The sequence below is a fragment of the Erwinia sp. JUb26 genome (assembly GCF_003751505.1).
GTDB lineage: Bacteria > Pseudomonadota > Gammaproteobacteria > Enterobacterales > Enterobacteriaceae > Erwinia.
The window spans coordinates 259,173-272,942 of sequence record NZ_RJVB01000009.1 but is presented as its reverse complement, the minus strand read 5'-3'; the positions used below and the strand labels follow the sequence as shown (position 1 = coordinate 272,942).

General features: G+C 56.5%; 12 protein-coding genes. 2 read left to right on the top strand and 10 right to left on the bottom strand.

Going from position 1 to position 13,770, the window contains the following annotated elements; translation table 11 throughout:
- Nucleotides 1-526: 526 nt before the first annotated feature.
- Nucleotides 527-1,819, top strand: coding sequence for an MFS family transporter (locus EC836_RS21640; RefSeq protein WP_123336970.1), 1,293 nt, complete (start codon nucleotides 527-529; stop codon nucleotides 1,817-1,819).
- Here EC836_RS21640 and EC836_RS21635 read toward each other — a convergent pair whose 3' ends face one another.
- The 5 genes from EC836_RS21635 to trxC all read right to left on the bottom strand — a co-directional run bounded on the left by EC836_RS21635 (nucleotide 1,820) and on the right by trxC (nucleotide 7,693).
- A complete protein-coding gene (locus EC836_RS21635; RefSeq protein ID WP_123336968.1) occupies nucleotides 1,820-2,140 on the bottom strand; it encodes a YfiM family lipoprotein in 321 nt (106 codons plus the stop codon).
- 59 nt (nucleotides 2,141-2,199) lie between these two features.
- A complete protein-coding gene (pssA, locus tag EC836_RS21630; RefSeq protein WP_123336966.1) occupies nucleotides 2,200-3,555 on the bottom strand; it encodes a CDP-diacylglycerol--serine O-phosphatidyltransferase in 1,356 nt (451 codons plus the stop codon).
- A gap of 99 nt (nucleotides 3,556-3,654) precedes the next feature.
- On the bottom strand, nucleotides 3,655-6,324 hold the full coding sequence (locus EC836_RS21625) for a bifunctional acetate--CoA ligase family protein/GNAT family N-acetyltransferase (RefSeq protein WP_123336964.1): 2,670 nt from the start codon (nucleotides 6,322-6,324) through the stop codon (nucleotides 3,655-3,657).
- Between the two features lie 112 nt (nucleotides 6,325-6,436).
- The gene (locus tag EC836_RS21620; protein WP_123336962.1) at nucleotides 6,437-7,144 is read right to left on the bottom strand and encodes a tRNA-uridine aminocarboxypropyltransferase; all 708 of its coding nucleotides are present in this window, start codon (nucleotides 7,142-7,144) and stop codon (nucleotides 6,437-6,439) included.
- A 129-nt stretch (nucleotides 7,145-7,273) separates the two neighbouring features.
- Nucleotides 7,274-7,693 (bottom strand): thioredoxin TrxC, encoded by a 420-nt coding sequence (gene trxC / locus EC836_RS21615; RefSeq protein WP_123336993.1) that lies wholly within the window; start codon nucleotides 7,691-7,693, stop codon nucleotides 7,274-7,276.
- A 265-nt stretch (nucleotides 7,694-7,958) separates the two neighbouring features.
- Here trxC and EC836_RS21610 point away from each other — a divergent pair, with 265 nt between their 5' ends.
- On the top strand, nucleotides 7,959-8,999 hold the full coding sequence (locus tag EC836_RS21610; protein WP_123336960.1) for a tRNA/rRNA methyltransferase: 1,041 nt from the start codon (nucleotides 7,959-7,961) through the stop codon (nucleotides 8,997-8,999).
- Between the two features lie 76 nt (nucleotides 9,000-9,075).
- Here the strand turns inward: EC836_RS21610 and emrB are convergent, their stop codons facing one another.
- From emrB to EC836_RS21585, 5 genes are all read right to left on the bottom strand, one after another.
- Nucleotides 9,076-10,614 (bottom strand): multidrug efflux MFS transporter permease subunit EmrB, encoded by a 1,539-nt coding sequence (emrB, locus tag EC836_RS21605; protein WP_158612808.1) that lies wholly within the window; start codon nucleotides 10,612-10,614, stop codon nucleotides 9,076-9,078.
- Between the two features lie 14 nt (nucleotides 10,615-10,628).
- Complete coding sequence (gene emrA, locus EC836_RS21600) at nucleotides 10,629-11,801, bottom strand: multidrug efflux MFS transporter periplasmic adaptor subunit EmrA (RefSeq protein ID WP_105593346.1); 1,173 nt, start codon at nucleotides 11,799-11,801, stop codon at nucleotides 10,629-10,631.
- A gap of 168 nt (nucleotides 11,802-11,969) precedes the next feature.
- Nucleotides 11,970-12,500: a transcriptional repressor MprA gene (gene mprA / locus EC836_RS21595; RefSeq protein WP_123336956.1), complete on the bottom strand. Its 531-nt coding sequence runs from the start codon at nucleotides 12,498-12,500 to the stop codon at nucleotides 11,970-11,972.
- Nucleotides 12,501-12,582: 82 nt separating this feature from the next.
- On the bottom strand, nucleotides 12,583-12,930 hold the full coding sequence (gene ygaH / locus EC836_RS21590) for an L-valine transporter subunit YgaH (RefSeq protein ID WP_123336954.1): 348 nt from the start codon (nucleotides 12,928-12,930) through the stop codon (nucleotides 12,583-12,585).
- Entirely contained in the window at nucleotides 12,927-13,670 is a 744-nt protein-coding gene (locus EC836_RS21585) for an AzlC family ABC transporter permease (RefSeq protein ID WP_123336952.1), read from the bottom strand. Before EC836_RS21585 ends, ygaH begins: the two co-directional genes overlap by 4 nt.
- Between the last annotated feature and the right edge of the window lie 100 nt (nucleotides 13,671-13,770).

Genomic DNA, 13,770 nt, shown 5'->3' with positions numbered 1-13,770 from the left:
GAACGCCGCCTGCGGCGGCCCCGAAGGGGCGAGTATCAGGATGATACGAGTATTGTAGGGAAGTGCCAGGCATCAGATAAAGCAGAAGGCCATCCTCACGGATGGCCTTTTTGCGTTTGCACAGTTTAAAATTCCCCTGAAGTAGCCATTTTACAGTCCCGTATTCTGCTTTCTCTGCGCTGACATCCAGATTTCAATAAAATCAGCAACCTCTCCGACGTTATTTAAATCCAAGACTATATCCAGCTCAATTTTAACGTCGCTGGCGACGGCGATCGTCCAATGATCCTGCGTTAATTACACCGGACAAGACGTTGCGAGCTACCCGTTTTGCGCCGCAGAATAGTTAAAATCGCTAAATCCACCGTGTTAGATGTCCGAATAATTTTCTCTGCATATGTCATAATCGGCATGAGTATAAAAGGCTGTATGCCATATAAATCATAATGTTATAAACACAACATCATCACTACAATCATTTTCTTTGGCACTAAAGCTGGCGAGGAAAAACTCACGAGGATTATCAATGGACTCTATCACCGAAAAGCAGCAGGTAAGCACGCTGACTGCACGGCAACGAATCTGGGCGATTGTTGGCGCATCGTCAGGCAATCTGGTTGAATGGTTCGATTTTTACGTTTACTCATTCTGCTCGCTTTATTTTGCTCATATCTTCTTTCCCTCGGGAAATCCAACTACCCAACTGTTACAGACGGCCGGTATTTTCGCAGCAGGATTCCTGATGCGTCCGATTGGCGGCTGGCTGTTTGGTTACATTGGAGATAAGCACGGACGTAAAACCTCAATGCTGATTTCCGTCTGCATGATGTGTTTCGGTTCGCTGGTTATTGCCTGTCTGCCGGGCTATGACACCATTGGCGTCTGGGCTCCGGCGCTGCTGCTGCTGGCGCGCCTGTTCCAGGGACTATCAGTGGGTGGGGAATACGGCACCAGCGCAACCTATATGAGTGAAGTGGCTGCAGAAGGGCGTAAGGGTTTTTATGCTTCCTTTCAATATGTTACGTTAATTGGCGGCCAGCTACTGGCATTGCTGACGGTGGTAGTGCTCCAGCAAATTCTTTCTGATGAAGACCTGCGCAGCTGGGGATGGCGCATCCCGTTTGCGGTGGGTGCAGCCCTGGCTATCGTTGCGCTGTATCTGCGGCGTTCACTGAATGAAACTTCAGACAGCGCCTCACGCGAGAGTAAGGATGCTGGATCGCTGATCGGTTTATGGAAGCACCGTCGTGCTTTCCTGATGGTTCTCGGCTTTACCGCCGGCGGATCTCTGAGCTTTTATACCTTCACCACCTACATGCAGAAATATCTGGTCAACACGTCTGGCATGGATCATAAAACGGCCAGCGGCCTGATGACGGCCGCGCTGTTTATCTTCATGCTGCTGCAGCCGATCATCGGTGGATTGTCAGACAAAATTGGGCGAAGAAGCTCAATGTTGATCTTTGGCGGGCTGGCTGCGGTGTGTACGGTGCCGATCCTGACGCTGCTGCAAAGCGTACACGATCCGATCATCGCCTTTGTCCTTGTGATGCTGGCGCTGGTGATTACCAGCTTCTACACCTCGATTAGCGGCATCCTGAAGGCTGAGATGTTTCCGCCGCAGGTCAGGGCGCTGGGGGTTGGCCTGTCCTATGCGGTGGCCAATGCGCTGTTCGGGGGATCGGCGGAATACGTTGCCTTATCGCTGAAGGCGGCGGGCAGTGAAACCGCGTTCTTCTGGTACGTTTCCCTGATGGGCGCGGTGACTTTCCTTGTCTCGCTGATGCTACATAAACGTGGGAAAGGCCTTAAGCTGTAATTAGTGACCGAGGTTCCACAACGTATAGCCGGTGGCAGCACCGGCTAAATCCCAGGTAAAATCCTTCCAGCTCCATCCGCTGCCGCCTTCCCGGCTGTCGTACAACTCCTTTGCCGCACCGAGAGAAATAGCAAACGTCAGGCCAAAGCTGGCACTGCGGCCATCACTCCAGTTCTGCCGTTCCCCGTACGCATTGCCTGCCGCCGCCAGAAAGGCAGAAGAGATAAAGTGCTGAGCCTTATCGCGCCCGGTCCATTGATCCTGGGCCATATGGCTGCAGCCGCTACAGCAAAGCAAAACCAGCGGAACAAATCTGCGCACTGCTGCCTCCGATATAAAAAAGCCCCGTTAAAAACGAGGCTGTGGAACGGCTTTGGTCACTACAGAATGCGGCTAATCAGCCGGTCAATACGGATACGCCGCAGGCGACGAATCAGCTTACGGACCTTAACCGGATAATCGGCGATGCTTTCAAGATCGCGGAAGTTCTGGACCACGGTGGTGTGCTGACGAATCAGACCCAGCTCGCGATCGCGCTGTTCACTCAACTGCTGAAGCGGATCGTGGATCAGGATCGCATTTTCCAGATCGAGACGCCAGGCGCGAGGGTTCAGGTTATTACCGGTGACCATAATCCATTCATCATCCACCCACAGTCCTTTCAGGTGATAACTGTTTTCGCCGTCTTTCCACAAGCGCACCGTCAGCTGCCCGACATCAATGTAATATTGCAGGCGGCTGAGGAAACGGCGCAGGTTGATTTCATACAGGTAAGGAAGCGCACCGATGATTTTAAACGGTTGATCTTCCGGGATATAAAAATCATTCGCCGTCTTATCGCCAATGATAATCTCAACCTCTTTACCCCGGCGCAGCAGCCAAATGATATTACGCACCAGGATTGCGGGCAGGTTGAAATAGGGGGTACAGATCGTCAGCTTGCGCTCGGCGCAGGGCATCAGATGATAGATAGTTTTATTCAGCAGGCTGCGCTTGCCTAACCCGACCAGCGGCGTGACCGCCAGCTGTTCATTGTTGGCATTGCCGGTGAACTGATAATCAAAGCCGCGCAGATCCTGACGGAACTGGCGGGTTTCATTTTTAATTTCCGGGCTTTTAGGACGCTGATGACGATCGAGGCGATGGACCGCTTCGGCCTGGATCAGGTTTTTATCGATCCACCTGAACATCGTATCGGCCAGCTCACGGTTGGTGATGAGCTGATAGCGGTCATAGCGATATCTGTCACGCTGATGCAGATAAACATCATTGAAGCTGGCACCGGTATACAGCACCGTATCATCAATAATCGAACCTTTCAGGTGCAGCACGCCCAGCGCTTCGCGGGTGTTAACCGGAATACCGTAAACCGGGATCGCGATATCCTGGTTCTGGCTGGCCATTTCACAGTACCAGTCGGCATTGGTTGCCGAGGCTGCGGCACCGATTCGGCCACGCTGAGCGCGATGCCAGTCAACCAGCACGCAGATATCCAGCGTGGGGCGCAGGCGTTTCGCCGCGTAAAGCGCTGAAAGGATCGCCTGGCCGCCTTCATCATTTTCCAGATACAGGGCCACGATGCAGATACGCTGTGTCGCCGCGGCGATTTTTTCCAGCAGCGTCTGGCGAAAATCCGCAGGGGAATACAGCGTCGTGAAATCAGCAACTGACTGAGAGAGTTTAGGCAGTTGCGCAAGGTGCTGTTGGTGTTTATTGCGTTTAAAATTTGACAACATCACAGTGCGTTTCTTCTCTGTTCATAGAATGGCCTTTATCCGTAAAATCATGACCCTAACCGAGAATAATACCATTAGTTTGTATGAAAGGCGTTAGATTTACTTTTCCTTGCAACCTTCCTGCGCCAGCAGTGACAGCGACAGGCCAACAATGTCGTCTTCCAGCTGTACGTCTACGGCAAACCCCAGCTTGCGTGCCAGCGCCAGCATGCCCTGATTACGCGGCATCGTAATCCCATTCAGCTGCTGCAGGCCGTGATCGCGAGTGTAGACGATCATCTTCTCCAGCAGGCGGCGGCCGAGCCCCAGCCCCTTTAGATCGGAGCGCACCAGCACGGAAAACTCCGCGTCGATATTATCCGCATCCGAAATGGCGCGGGTCACGCCGATAATCTCATCCAGCCCGTTATGCTGGCGGACGGCAACGATCGCCATTTCCCGATCGTAGTCGATTTGCGTCATGTTAGCCAAATCGTCATGGGTGAACTCGTTGATCTCGCTGAAGTAGCGATAGTAGAGATCTTCTTTGGTGACCTGCGCGATAAACTGCTGCAGCAGAGGTTCATCTTCCGGCAGAATGGGCCTGAAGAGGCACTCCTGGCCATTCTTTAGGAAGATAGTCTCCTCCAGCGCGTGCGGATAGGGGCGGATAGTCAAACGATCTTCCGCATCGCCGTTGAATTCTGCCAGCTGTAGCGTCACGTCCAGCAGCGTAAACTCGGTGCCGGTGGCGAGTAGGGGATGGATATCCAGCCGGACAATCTGCGGGCAGTCGACAATCAGGTTTGACACCTGTACCAGCACCTGGCTCAGGCCAACAACATCGAGCGGATGCAGCGCGCTGCGCCCGCGAATTTTGCCGCTTTTAATCGCCTGAATCACCAGATAGCGGGCCAGCGTCATATTCAGCGGCGGCAGCGCCACCACCGCCTGACGGTCGCCCTGCCAGGTAATGCCGCCTTCTCCCAGCATAATCACCGGGCCGAAAAGTGGATCCTGCTCAACTACCACCCGCAGTTCCTGCGCTCCGGCGCGGTTTGCCATTCCCTGCACCAGCAGGCCGTGGATGCGTGCCTGCGGCGAAGTCAGCCTGACGCGATCGATAATCGCATCCGCCGCCTGCTGCACCTCACTGGCGGTGCGCAGATAGAGCATCACCCCCTGAACGTCAGATTTATGGCGGATATCCGGCGAGCGCAGCTTCAGCGCCACCGGATAGCCAATCTGCGTGGCGATTTGCACGGCTTCGCTGCTGTCCCCGGCAATCCAGGTGGGCAGCGTGTTCAGGCCGTAGGCCTGCAGGATGGGCTGAACCTCGTGCGTGTCCAGCGTAGTGGCACCGTTTTCCAGGGCCTGCTCGATCAGTAAATGGGCATCGCCGGTATTGGCGGTCAGGTTGGCGGGCAGAGCCGGGGTTTCGCGCAGCTGCTTCTGGTTGCGGCGGTACTCAACCATATGCATAAACGCCGTGACCGTGCCCTCCGGTGTGCGGTAGGTGGGGATCCCTGCATCGTTGAACAGCCGGCGGGCTTCCTGCGAAGAGTGCTCGCCGCACCAGTTGGTCAGCAGTGTGACCTGTCTGCCGCGCGGATGCTGTTTCACCAGCTCAATCACGCGCTGAGCGGTCAGGGTTGGCGGGGCAACGGCGCTGGGCGCATGGATGATCAGCAGTGCATCAACATCGTGGCTGTCGAGCAGCAGCGACAGCGCCTGCAGGTAGCGCTCCGGCGTGGCGTCATCCTTTAAGTCCAGCGGATTACCCGGCGTAATGCCTTCCGGCAGGCGCTCGCCAAGTTCAGTAAGTAAAGACTCACTTAGCGTTGCCAGCTTGCCGTTTCGGTCGTAAAGCTCGTCCAGTGCCAGTGCAGAAGGGGCGCCGCCGTTGCTGATAATCATCAGGCGCTCGCCGCGCAGCGGGCGCATATGGCTGAGCGTTTCCACCGCCGAAAACAGTTCGTGGGTATCCTGCACCCGCAGCAGACCGGCGCGCTGAATAGCGGCATCCCAGGCGGCATCCATCCCGCCGTGAGACTTCAGCAACTGGTGGGCATGCGGACTGCGGCCGCTTTTGATCACCAGAATCGGTTTATTGCGCGATGCGCTGCGGGCGGCAGAAACAAAGCGCCTGGCGTCGCTGAGATGCTCCAGATAAAGCAGGATCGCGCTCGTCTTGCCATCGCGCGCCAAAAAGTCGAGCAGATCGTCAGCATCAATATCCAGGCTGTCACCCAGCGCGATAAACCAGGAAAAGCCGAGCTGGCGCTGCTGCGCCCAGTCAAGAATGGTGTTTGACACCGCCGCCGACTGCGAGATAAACGCCAGTTTGCCTTTGAGGATCGGCACCGGCGAGAAGCTGGCATTCAGCCCCTGCCAGGGAGCCAGCAGCCCAAGACTGTTCGGGCCGAGCAGCCGGATTTGCCAGCGGCTGGCGCAGGCTTCCAGTTCGGCCAGCTGGCTGGCGGGGGCGGAGAGAATAATGCAGGCTTTACAGCCGCGTTCGCCGAGTGCGGTCAGCAGCTCCAGATTACGTCGGGCGTGCGTACAGATAATGGCCAGATCCGGGGAAAGCGGCAGGCTGGCAATATCCGGCCAGGCCAGAACGCCGCAAACCGCCTGATATTTTGGCGTCACCGGCAGTACCGGTCCGCTGAACCCGCCCGCCAGCAGGTTGCGCATCATCAGATATCCGGCACGCTCGGGCCGGGTGGAGGCACCGATCACGGCGATCGATTTCGGTCGCAACAGTGCTTCTAAACCGCGTTGGCTCATCTCCGCTCCCTTCGAAAAGTTATCCGCTACCCTGCAGTAACGTATTTTGATTCTACTCCGGGCGGTGGGAAGATGCTGCGCTGCGTGTCAGTTAATTGATCGTGGGCAGAGTTTAGGGTTCGTCATCGTCATGCCGAACGGAAGCCTGATACAGCGGATGATGCGGTTTCCCGGCCATGTAACGCTGGCGAAACAGGTCGAAGTGGCGGAACAGCGCCTCCCCGGCGGCGGTATCTCCGGCCTGCAGCAGCAGTTCTGCGGCGACTTCTGCCGTACAGTGCTGGCCCTCGCCGTGCGCCTCGCGCAGCTGATAGTTCGAGGGGCGAGTCAGGGCCAGCGACATCACCGGCAGGCCGTCAAGCCACGGACTTTTACGAAACATTTTCCGCGCTTCGGTCCAGGTACCGTCCAGCATAATAAACAGCGGGGGCTTGCCGCTGAGCGGCGGGGAATTCAGCACCGGGCGATCGGCATCGGCGTAGGACTCTGGGAAAACCACCATCGGCTGATAGTCGGGATTTTGTACCGCCAGTAGCAGCTCGGGATCCGGCTCCGTGCGCGACCAGCCAAACGCCTCGGTATCCGGCAGGATATCGGCAATAAGCCGCCCGGTGTTGCTCGGCTTCATCGGTTCGCTGTCAAACATCACCAGACAGAAACGGCTGCGGGCCTGCTGCGGCGACAGCGTGGCGCACAGGCAGTTCTTCTGCGGCAGCAGGCAGCGCTGGCAGCGTTGAATGCGGTTACCGCGGGCAAGGAACGGGCGGGTGGCGCGGGCAAGTCGCGCGGCGCGCAGGCGAAGGACGGCGTTTTCGGTCATCGGGGATCATCAGCAAAAAACGCTATTCTAACGGATTCAGGCCGGGCATGCCCGGCCTTGATTAGGCGATTTCGGCGGGTGGCGCTTAAGCCGCGCTGGCGCCTTTCTTAAAAGGGTATTAACGGCCGGTCAGATATTTTCATCCAGCCACTGGTCGAACGGGGCTTTCGGCATCGCGCCGCTGAGCATATCCGCCATCTGGCCCTGCTTAAACACCATGATGGTCGGAATGCTGCGGATCCTGAAGCGGGCGCTGAGCTGCTGCTCGGCCTCGGTATTCACTTTCAGGAAGCGCACTTTACCGCTGCGCTCCTGCGCCACGGATTCATAAACCGGCGCGAAGTTCACGCACGGGCCGCACCACGGTGCCCAGAAATCAATCACCACCGGCAGATCGTCCTGCAGGTATTTGTCCAGCGTCTCGGCGGTCGCATTAATCACCTGGCCGTCGAACAGCTGATTGCCGCAACGGCCGCATTTCGCGCCATCGGTAATACGTTCTTCAGGCACGCGGTTGGTGGCCTGGCAGGATACACAAACTGTATTCATCATTTACCTCGCAGATCGGCGATAGGGTAAGCGTTCACTTACCTCATTGATCGTTATAGTCCGGTCATTATGCGTGGCGATAATCTCCGCAACAAAATGATTTGTTCAATGGATATAATAGGTAATGTCTCATACGCTTTAGGCAGCAAATGCACCGCATCAGACGAGTTATCGGCTGATAAGAGGCTTTTATTGGAAGTTGATAGCTAACTGTTGCCACATCAGGTAATCTGCGCGCTTCGCGCTCAGCCCAGGTGGAGGAAAAATGAACGACGAATTTAAAGGTAAGAGCGGCAAGGTCAAAGTGATGTATGTCCGCGGTGAAGAAGAAGGTAGCGGTAGCAAGGGTGGATACAATCCTCGCACCGGCAAAGGCCCTCGCCAGGACGACACGCGCCGTCCATCTCGTAATGCTGACAGTAAGCCACGCGGCGGGCGCGATCGCGGCGAAGGGCGTTCTGACTCTCCGTGGCGCACCGTTTCCCGCGCGCCAAATACCACCCCTGAAACGGATAAACCGGATCACGGCGGTATCAGCGGTAAAAGCTTTATCGATCCGGAACAGCTGCGCCGTCAGCGTATGGAAGAGACCCGCGTGTATGGCGAAAACGCCTGTCAGGCGCTGTTCCAGAGCCGTCCGGAATGTATCGTACGCGCCTGGTTTGTGCAGAGCGTTACGCCACGCTTCCGCGATGCATTAAAGTGGATGGCGGCAAATCGCAAGGCTTATCACACCGTTGATGAAGCCGAGCTGCAAAAAGCCTCCGGCACCGAGCACCACGGCGGCGTTTGCTTCCTGATTAAGAAGCGCGTCGGCATGCCGGTTGGCGAATGGCTGGCGAAAGCCGATGAGAAAGACTGTGTACTGGCGCTGGAAGATATCGGCAACCCGCACAACCTTGGCGGCATTATGCGCAGCTGTGCGCACTTTGGCGCGAAAGGTCTGCTGGTGGATGATGCTTCCCTGCTGGAATCCGGTGCCGCAGTGCGTACCGCTGAAGGCGGCGCGGAACACGTGCAGGCGATTAGCGGCGAGAGCTTCGCTGCCGGCCTGAATGCTTTCCGTAAAGCGGGTTACACCATCGTAACCACCTCCAGCCATAAAGGTACACCGCTGTCGCAGGCTGAACTGCCGGCGAAAATGGTTCTGGTTCTTGGTCAGGAGCGTGACGGTCTGTCAGAGAGCACTCTGGAGCAGGGCGATCTCAGCGTGTCGATCGGCGGTACGGGCAATGTGGAAAGTCTGAACGTTTCCGTGGCAACCGGTATTCTGCTCGCCGAATGGTGGCGTCAGAACAACGCATAATCGGAATAAAATAAGGGCGGCTTTTCGCCGCCCCTTAACAGTTCCGCAGAGGCGGCCGGTTTACCGGCCGCCTTTTTTAATGCGCGCCGCCGCCACCGCCTCCGGCACCAAACGGAGGGCGGGCAAACCACACCAGCACCAGCAGGATCAGGAACACTCCCGCCGAGGCCCAGAAGATCTCATTGGCGGAGATAATCAGTCCCTGGTTAGTGATCTGCTGCGCCAGGTACGCCGAGGCCTGATCGTGCGTCATCCCCAGTTGCTCCAGCTTGCTGTACATCTCCTGAGAATTGGCGCTGTAGGGTGTCACGGACTCGGTCAGATGCGCATGGTGCAGCGACTCACGATCGGTCCACATGGTGGTGGTGATCGAGGTGCCGATGGAACCCGCCAGCGTTCGGGTGAAGTTCGACAGACTTGATGCCGCCGCCAGCCGTTCCGGCGGCAGGCCGGAGAGGGTAATGGTGGTAAGCGGCATAAAGAAGCAGGCTACGGCGAAGCCCTGAATAAACTGCGGCCACGCGGATGCGGCAAAGTCCATCCCCGGCTCAAAGGTATACGCGCGCCAGTAGAAACAGATCGCGTACACGATAAAGCTGAAGGTTACCAGCCGTCGCATATCCAGCTTGTGCGCGAAGCGGCCGATAATTGGCGACAGGATCACCGGGATAATCCCCACCGGAGCCGACGCCAGCCCTGCCCAGGTGGCAGTGTAGCCATATACCTCCTGTAGCAGCTGCGGCAGCAGTACGATCGAGCCAAAATAGAGCATATAGGCCAGGCTGATCGACAGGCACCCAATGGTGAAATTGCGCGACTTGAACAGCGACAGATCGACAATTGGGTGGTCGTCGGTCAGTTCCCAGACCAGCAGCACCACGATCGCGACCACGGCGACCACCGTTAGCGTTATGATCTCCGGTGAACTGAACCAGTCGAGTTCCTTACCCCGATCCAGCATAACCTGCAGGCAGCCCACGCCGACAACCAGCAGCACCAAACCCACGGTATCAATCGGCCGGATTACCGTTGGCGTCTCGCGATTGCGCAGCGTTTGCAGCGTCAGCACCACCACCGCAACGCCAATCGGCACGTTGATAAAGAAGATCCAGCCCCAGTGGTAGTTATCACTGATCCAGCCGCCCAGTATCGGGCCGCAGATCGGCGCGACGATCACCGTCATCGCCCATAGCGACAGCGCAATGCTGCGCTTCGCCGGGGGATAGTTGCTGAGCAGCAGACTCTGCGACAGCGGGATAAGCGGACCGGCGACGATCCCCTGAATCACGCGGAAGAAGATCAGCATGCTCAGGCTTTCCGACATGCCGCACAGCCACGAGGCGATAGCAAACGCCACCGTCGACCACAGGAACAGCTTCACTTCACCGATGCGCTTTGCCAGCCAGCCGGTAATCGGAATCGAAATGGCGTTGGCCACGCCAAACGACGTGATAACCCACGTTCCCTGGGAGTTTGACGCTCCCAGGTTACCGGCAATGGTCGGGATCGCCACGTTGGCAATAGTGGAATCCAGCACCTGCATAAACGTAGCCAGCGACAGCGCAATGGTCATCAGGACCAGTGGCGCGCCCTCAAGCGGTTTTTGTGCCATCACAACCTCCCGCTGGCTTAGTTAGCATTCGCGCGGATGATATCGGCAATCAGGGCGTTAGCCGGGGCCAAATCCAGCGCCAGCGCATCACTTTCGTAAGCAGGTTTACTGCGCACGCTGGTGGCCAGAACCGCACCGTCGCGATTACTGGTGTCGATTTTAACCAGCGTGGACAGACCGATACGCAGCGGATGTTTCGCCACTTCCTGCGCATCCAGCTCGATACGGACCGGCAGGCGCTGAACCACTTTGATCCAGTTACCGGTAGCATTCTGCGCGGGCAGCAATGAGAACACGCTGCCGGTACCCATATCCAGACCGACGACCTTGCCGTGATAGACCACGTCATCACCGTAGATATCGCTGACCACGGTGGCCGACTGGCCAATACGTACGCCTTCCAGCTGAGTCTCTTTGAAGTTAGCGTCTACCCACAGATTATCGGCAGGCACCACGGCCAGCAGCGGCGTGGAACTGGTGATCTGAGAACCGACCTGCACGCTGCGGCGTGAAACATAGCCGTTGATCGGGCTGATTACGGTGGTACGCTGCAGGGCCAGCCAGGCATCGCGCAGTTCGGCCGCGCTCTGCTTAACGGCAGGCTGATTTTCCAGCGAAGTATCCAGAATCATCGCCTGATTGGCATTGTACTGCTGGGTGGCCACGTCAAGCTGGGCCTGAGCGGTAGCGACGGCGTCACGAGCGTGCTGCAGATCTTCACGACCAATCAGATTGGCGGCACCCAGCGGCTCGCGGCGTTTCAAATCCGCCTGCGCCTGCACCAGTGCGGTTTTTTGCAGCGCGATGGTGGCCTGATACTGCTTGCCATTGATAATTAACTGATGCGTCTGCCGTACGCTGGTCGCGAGGGCCGTTTGCGCTTTCTCAAACGCCTGCTCGGCATCGGTCCGATCGAGGGTGATCAGCACATCGCCTTTTTTCACATAATCGGTGTCATCAAACCACACTTTATTGACGCTACCGGAAACCTGCGCCATAACCTGGGTCTGATTACCGGCAACATAGGCATCATCCGTTTCCTGATAGTGACGTAACACCAGGAACCAGTAAGTCAGATAAGCCACCCCGATAATAACAAACAGCACAGCCAGAAAAATCAGCGCGCCTTTGCGCGTCTTTTTTTTATTTTTCGGCTGCTGCGGATCCTGCGTGACCGCGTTTGCACTCATGTTTTTCTCCACGTTCTCTTGCCATTCAGGTTCGCCGGACATCCTGTCAGCAACAGCCTGAGTCTAAAATGCCAGCGGGGTTAGCGCTGGCATGAGTTTATTTTTGGATGCTTAAAGTAACGATTCCCAGAAACGGGTGTGTCGCACAATATGCTATTAGTGCTTCAATCAACGAGAAAGTGACGCGATAACCTGCTCTTCATCCATTTTATCTAAACGATTCAGCAATTTGCGAATAATGCCGTCCAGCTGGGATTTTTCGGAATCATTGAGCGAAGACCACAGCAACTGCAGACTCTGATGCTGGGGTGGCAGCAGCTGGCGCAGGAAATCATTGCCTTTAGGCGTCAGATGCAGGTGCAGGCAGCGGCGATCGTTATCGCTCTCGCGGCGCTCTATCCATCCCCGTTTTTCCAGTTCGTCGGCAATACGTGTGGCGTTAGTGCGGGAAGACCCGAGAGCTGAACTCAGCTCAGAAGGTTGAATGCTGTGATCTTCCTGCGCATCCAGCGTGATCAATGCCATGAACAGCGTCTCGTTAATTCCTTGAGCCTTCAGCATCTTGTTGCGATTTTCCAGTAATTTGCTCTGCATATGCATACACAAACGGGTCAGCACGATCTCCTGTAACGGGAAATCTTTCTGACGATTTGCTCGAAAATTAAGCATCTGTTCAATGGGGGAAAACGAACTTTCCATTATAAAGGGACCTCATTAATTGAAACTGGTGTCGTAACGATGATGGCAATTGGGAAAGAACACTTCCCCGGTTGGTGGCTGTTCACAAAGCCGAACTCATCATCAGTAATTTCCAGGTCACTCCATAACCCAGGGCGCTGAGCAGCGTTGATAAAACAATGCTGCGCGAAAAATAGAACGTCATACACAGCACGGCAAAGCCGAGCAGTGTGGGTATCAATCGGTCAGGATGCCGCAAAATGTCGGGCAGGCTGGAGACAACCAGCAGGGCACAAATAGAGGCGATGCCGATACTGTCTAACAGCAGACCGGTCACGCCGCGCTTGATGCTGGTGGCATTTTTCCTGCCGTGCAGGCGCAGCGGCAGGTAGCGAAACAGGAAGTTCACCAGGCCGACCAGGACGCCGAGAATAAGAATTTGCGAACTCACCGGTTCTCCCTGCCGCCCGGCGGCGGTAACAGTCCTGCCAGACAGCCGGTAACAATCCCGCTGAGAATGGCAACGGGAATAGAGAACAGCATCATGCCGGCCAGTGCCCCGGCCAGCGCGGCGATAACCGTGAAGCTCTGACGGCGCTGGAACGAGGCCAGCAGAAAGCTCAGGAACAGCGCGGGCAGCATAAAGGTCAGTGCGCCTTCAACCGCCGGGTAATCATCCAGCAGGCCGTTACCGGACCACGCTCCCGCCACCGTACCGGCCACCCAGGACAGCCAGGAGCAGAAGGCGATGCCCAGCATCCAGTTTTCGCTCCATCCTCGTTGGTCACGGTAAAGCTTTGCGGTTGCCGCGGCGAACACTTCATCGGTCAGGCCAAAGGCCCAGAAAGGCGTTTTCCGCGGATTGAGCTTCTGGCTAATGCGCTGACGCAGGGAAGGGCCGTAGAGAACGTGTCGCACATCCATGGCCATCACCGTCAGTGCCGCGATCCACAGGGACGCCCCCGCGCTCAGCAGCGCGGTAATCACAAACTGGCTGGCGCCGGCATAAATAATGCAGGAAAAGAAGATGGCTTCTAACGGAGTGAAACCCAGTTTCGTCGCATTCAGGCCAAAGGCAAAGGCCACCGGCACGTAGCCAATAACGATTGGCAGACTGTCGGTTACCCCTTCGCGCCAGCTTGAAGGCGGAAGACCGGTATTGTCCGAAAGATAATCTTGTTCAGCTGTCATAGCCCGTATCGCTTGTGGTGCTGAATAATTGCATGTGAAAAAATAACCAGCTTGAATAAATTGCGCTTAACATTACCAGAGTGTGAAATCTGTTAACAGG

Coding starts and splice junctions, on each gene's coding strand:
- EC836_RS21640 (WP_123336970.1), top strand. CDS start 527: ATGGACTCTATCACCGAAAAGCAGCAGGTAAGCACGCTGACTGCACGG.
- pssA (WP_123336966.1), bottom strand. CDS start 3,555: ATGTTGTCAAATTTTAAACGCAATAAACACCAACAGCACCTTGCGCAA.
- EC836_RS21625 (WP_123336964.1), bottom strand. CDS start 6,324: ATGAGCCAACGCGGTTTAGAAGCACTGTTGCGACCGAAATCGATCGCC.
- EC836_RS21620 (WP_123336962.1), bottom strand. CDS start 7,144: ATGACCGAAAACGCCGTCCTTCGCCTGCGCGCCGCGCGACTTGCCCGC.
- trxC (WP_123336993.1), bottom strand. CDS start 7,693: ATGAATACAGTTTGTGTATCCTGCCAGGCCACCAACCGCGTGCCTGAA.
- EC836_RS21610 (WP_123336960.1), top strand. CDS start 7,959: ATGAACGACGAATTTAAAGGTAAGAGCGGCAAGGTCAAAGTGATGTAT.
- emrA (WP_105593346.1), bottom strand. CDS start 11,801: ATGAGTGCAAACGCGGTCACGCAGGATCCGCAGCAGCCGAAAAATAAA.
- mprA (WP_123336956.1), bottom strand. CDS start 12,500: ATGGAAAGTTCGTTTTCCCCCATTGAACAGATGCTTAATTTTCGAGCA.
- EC836_RS21585 (WP_123336952.1), bottom strand. CDS start 13,670: ATGACAGCTGAACAAGATTATCTTTCGGACAATACCGGTCTTCCGCCT.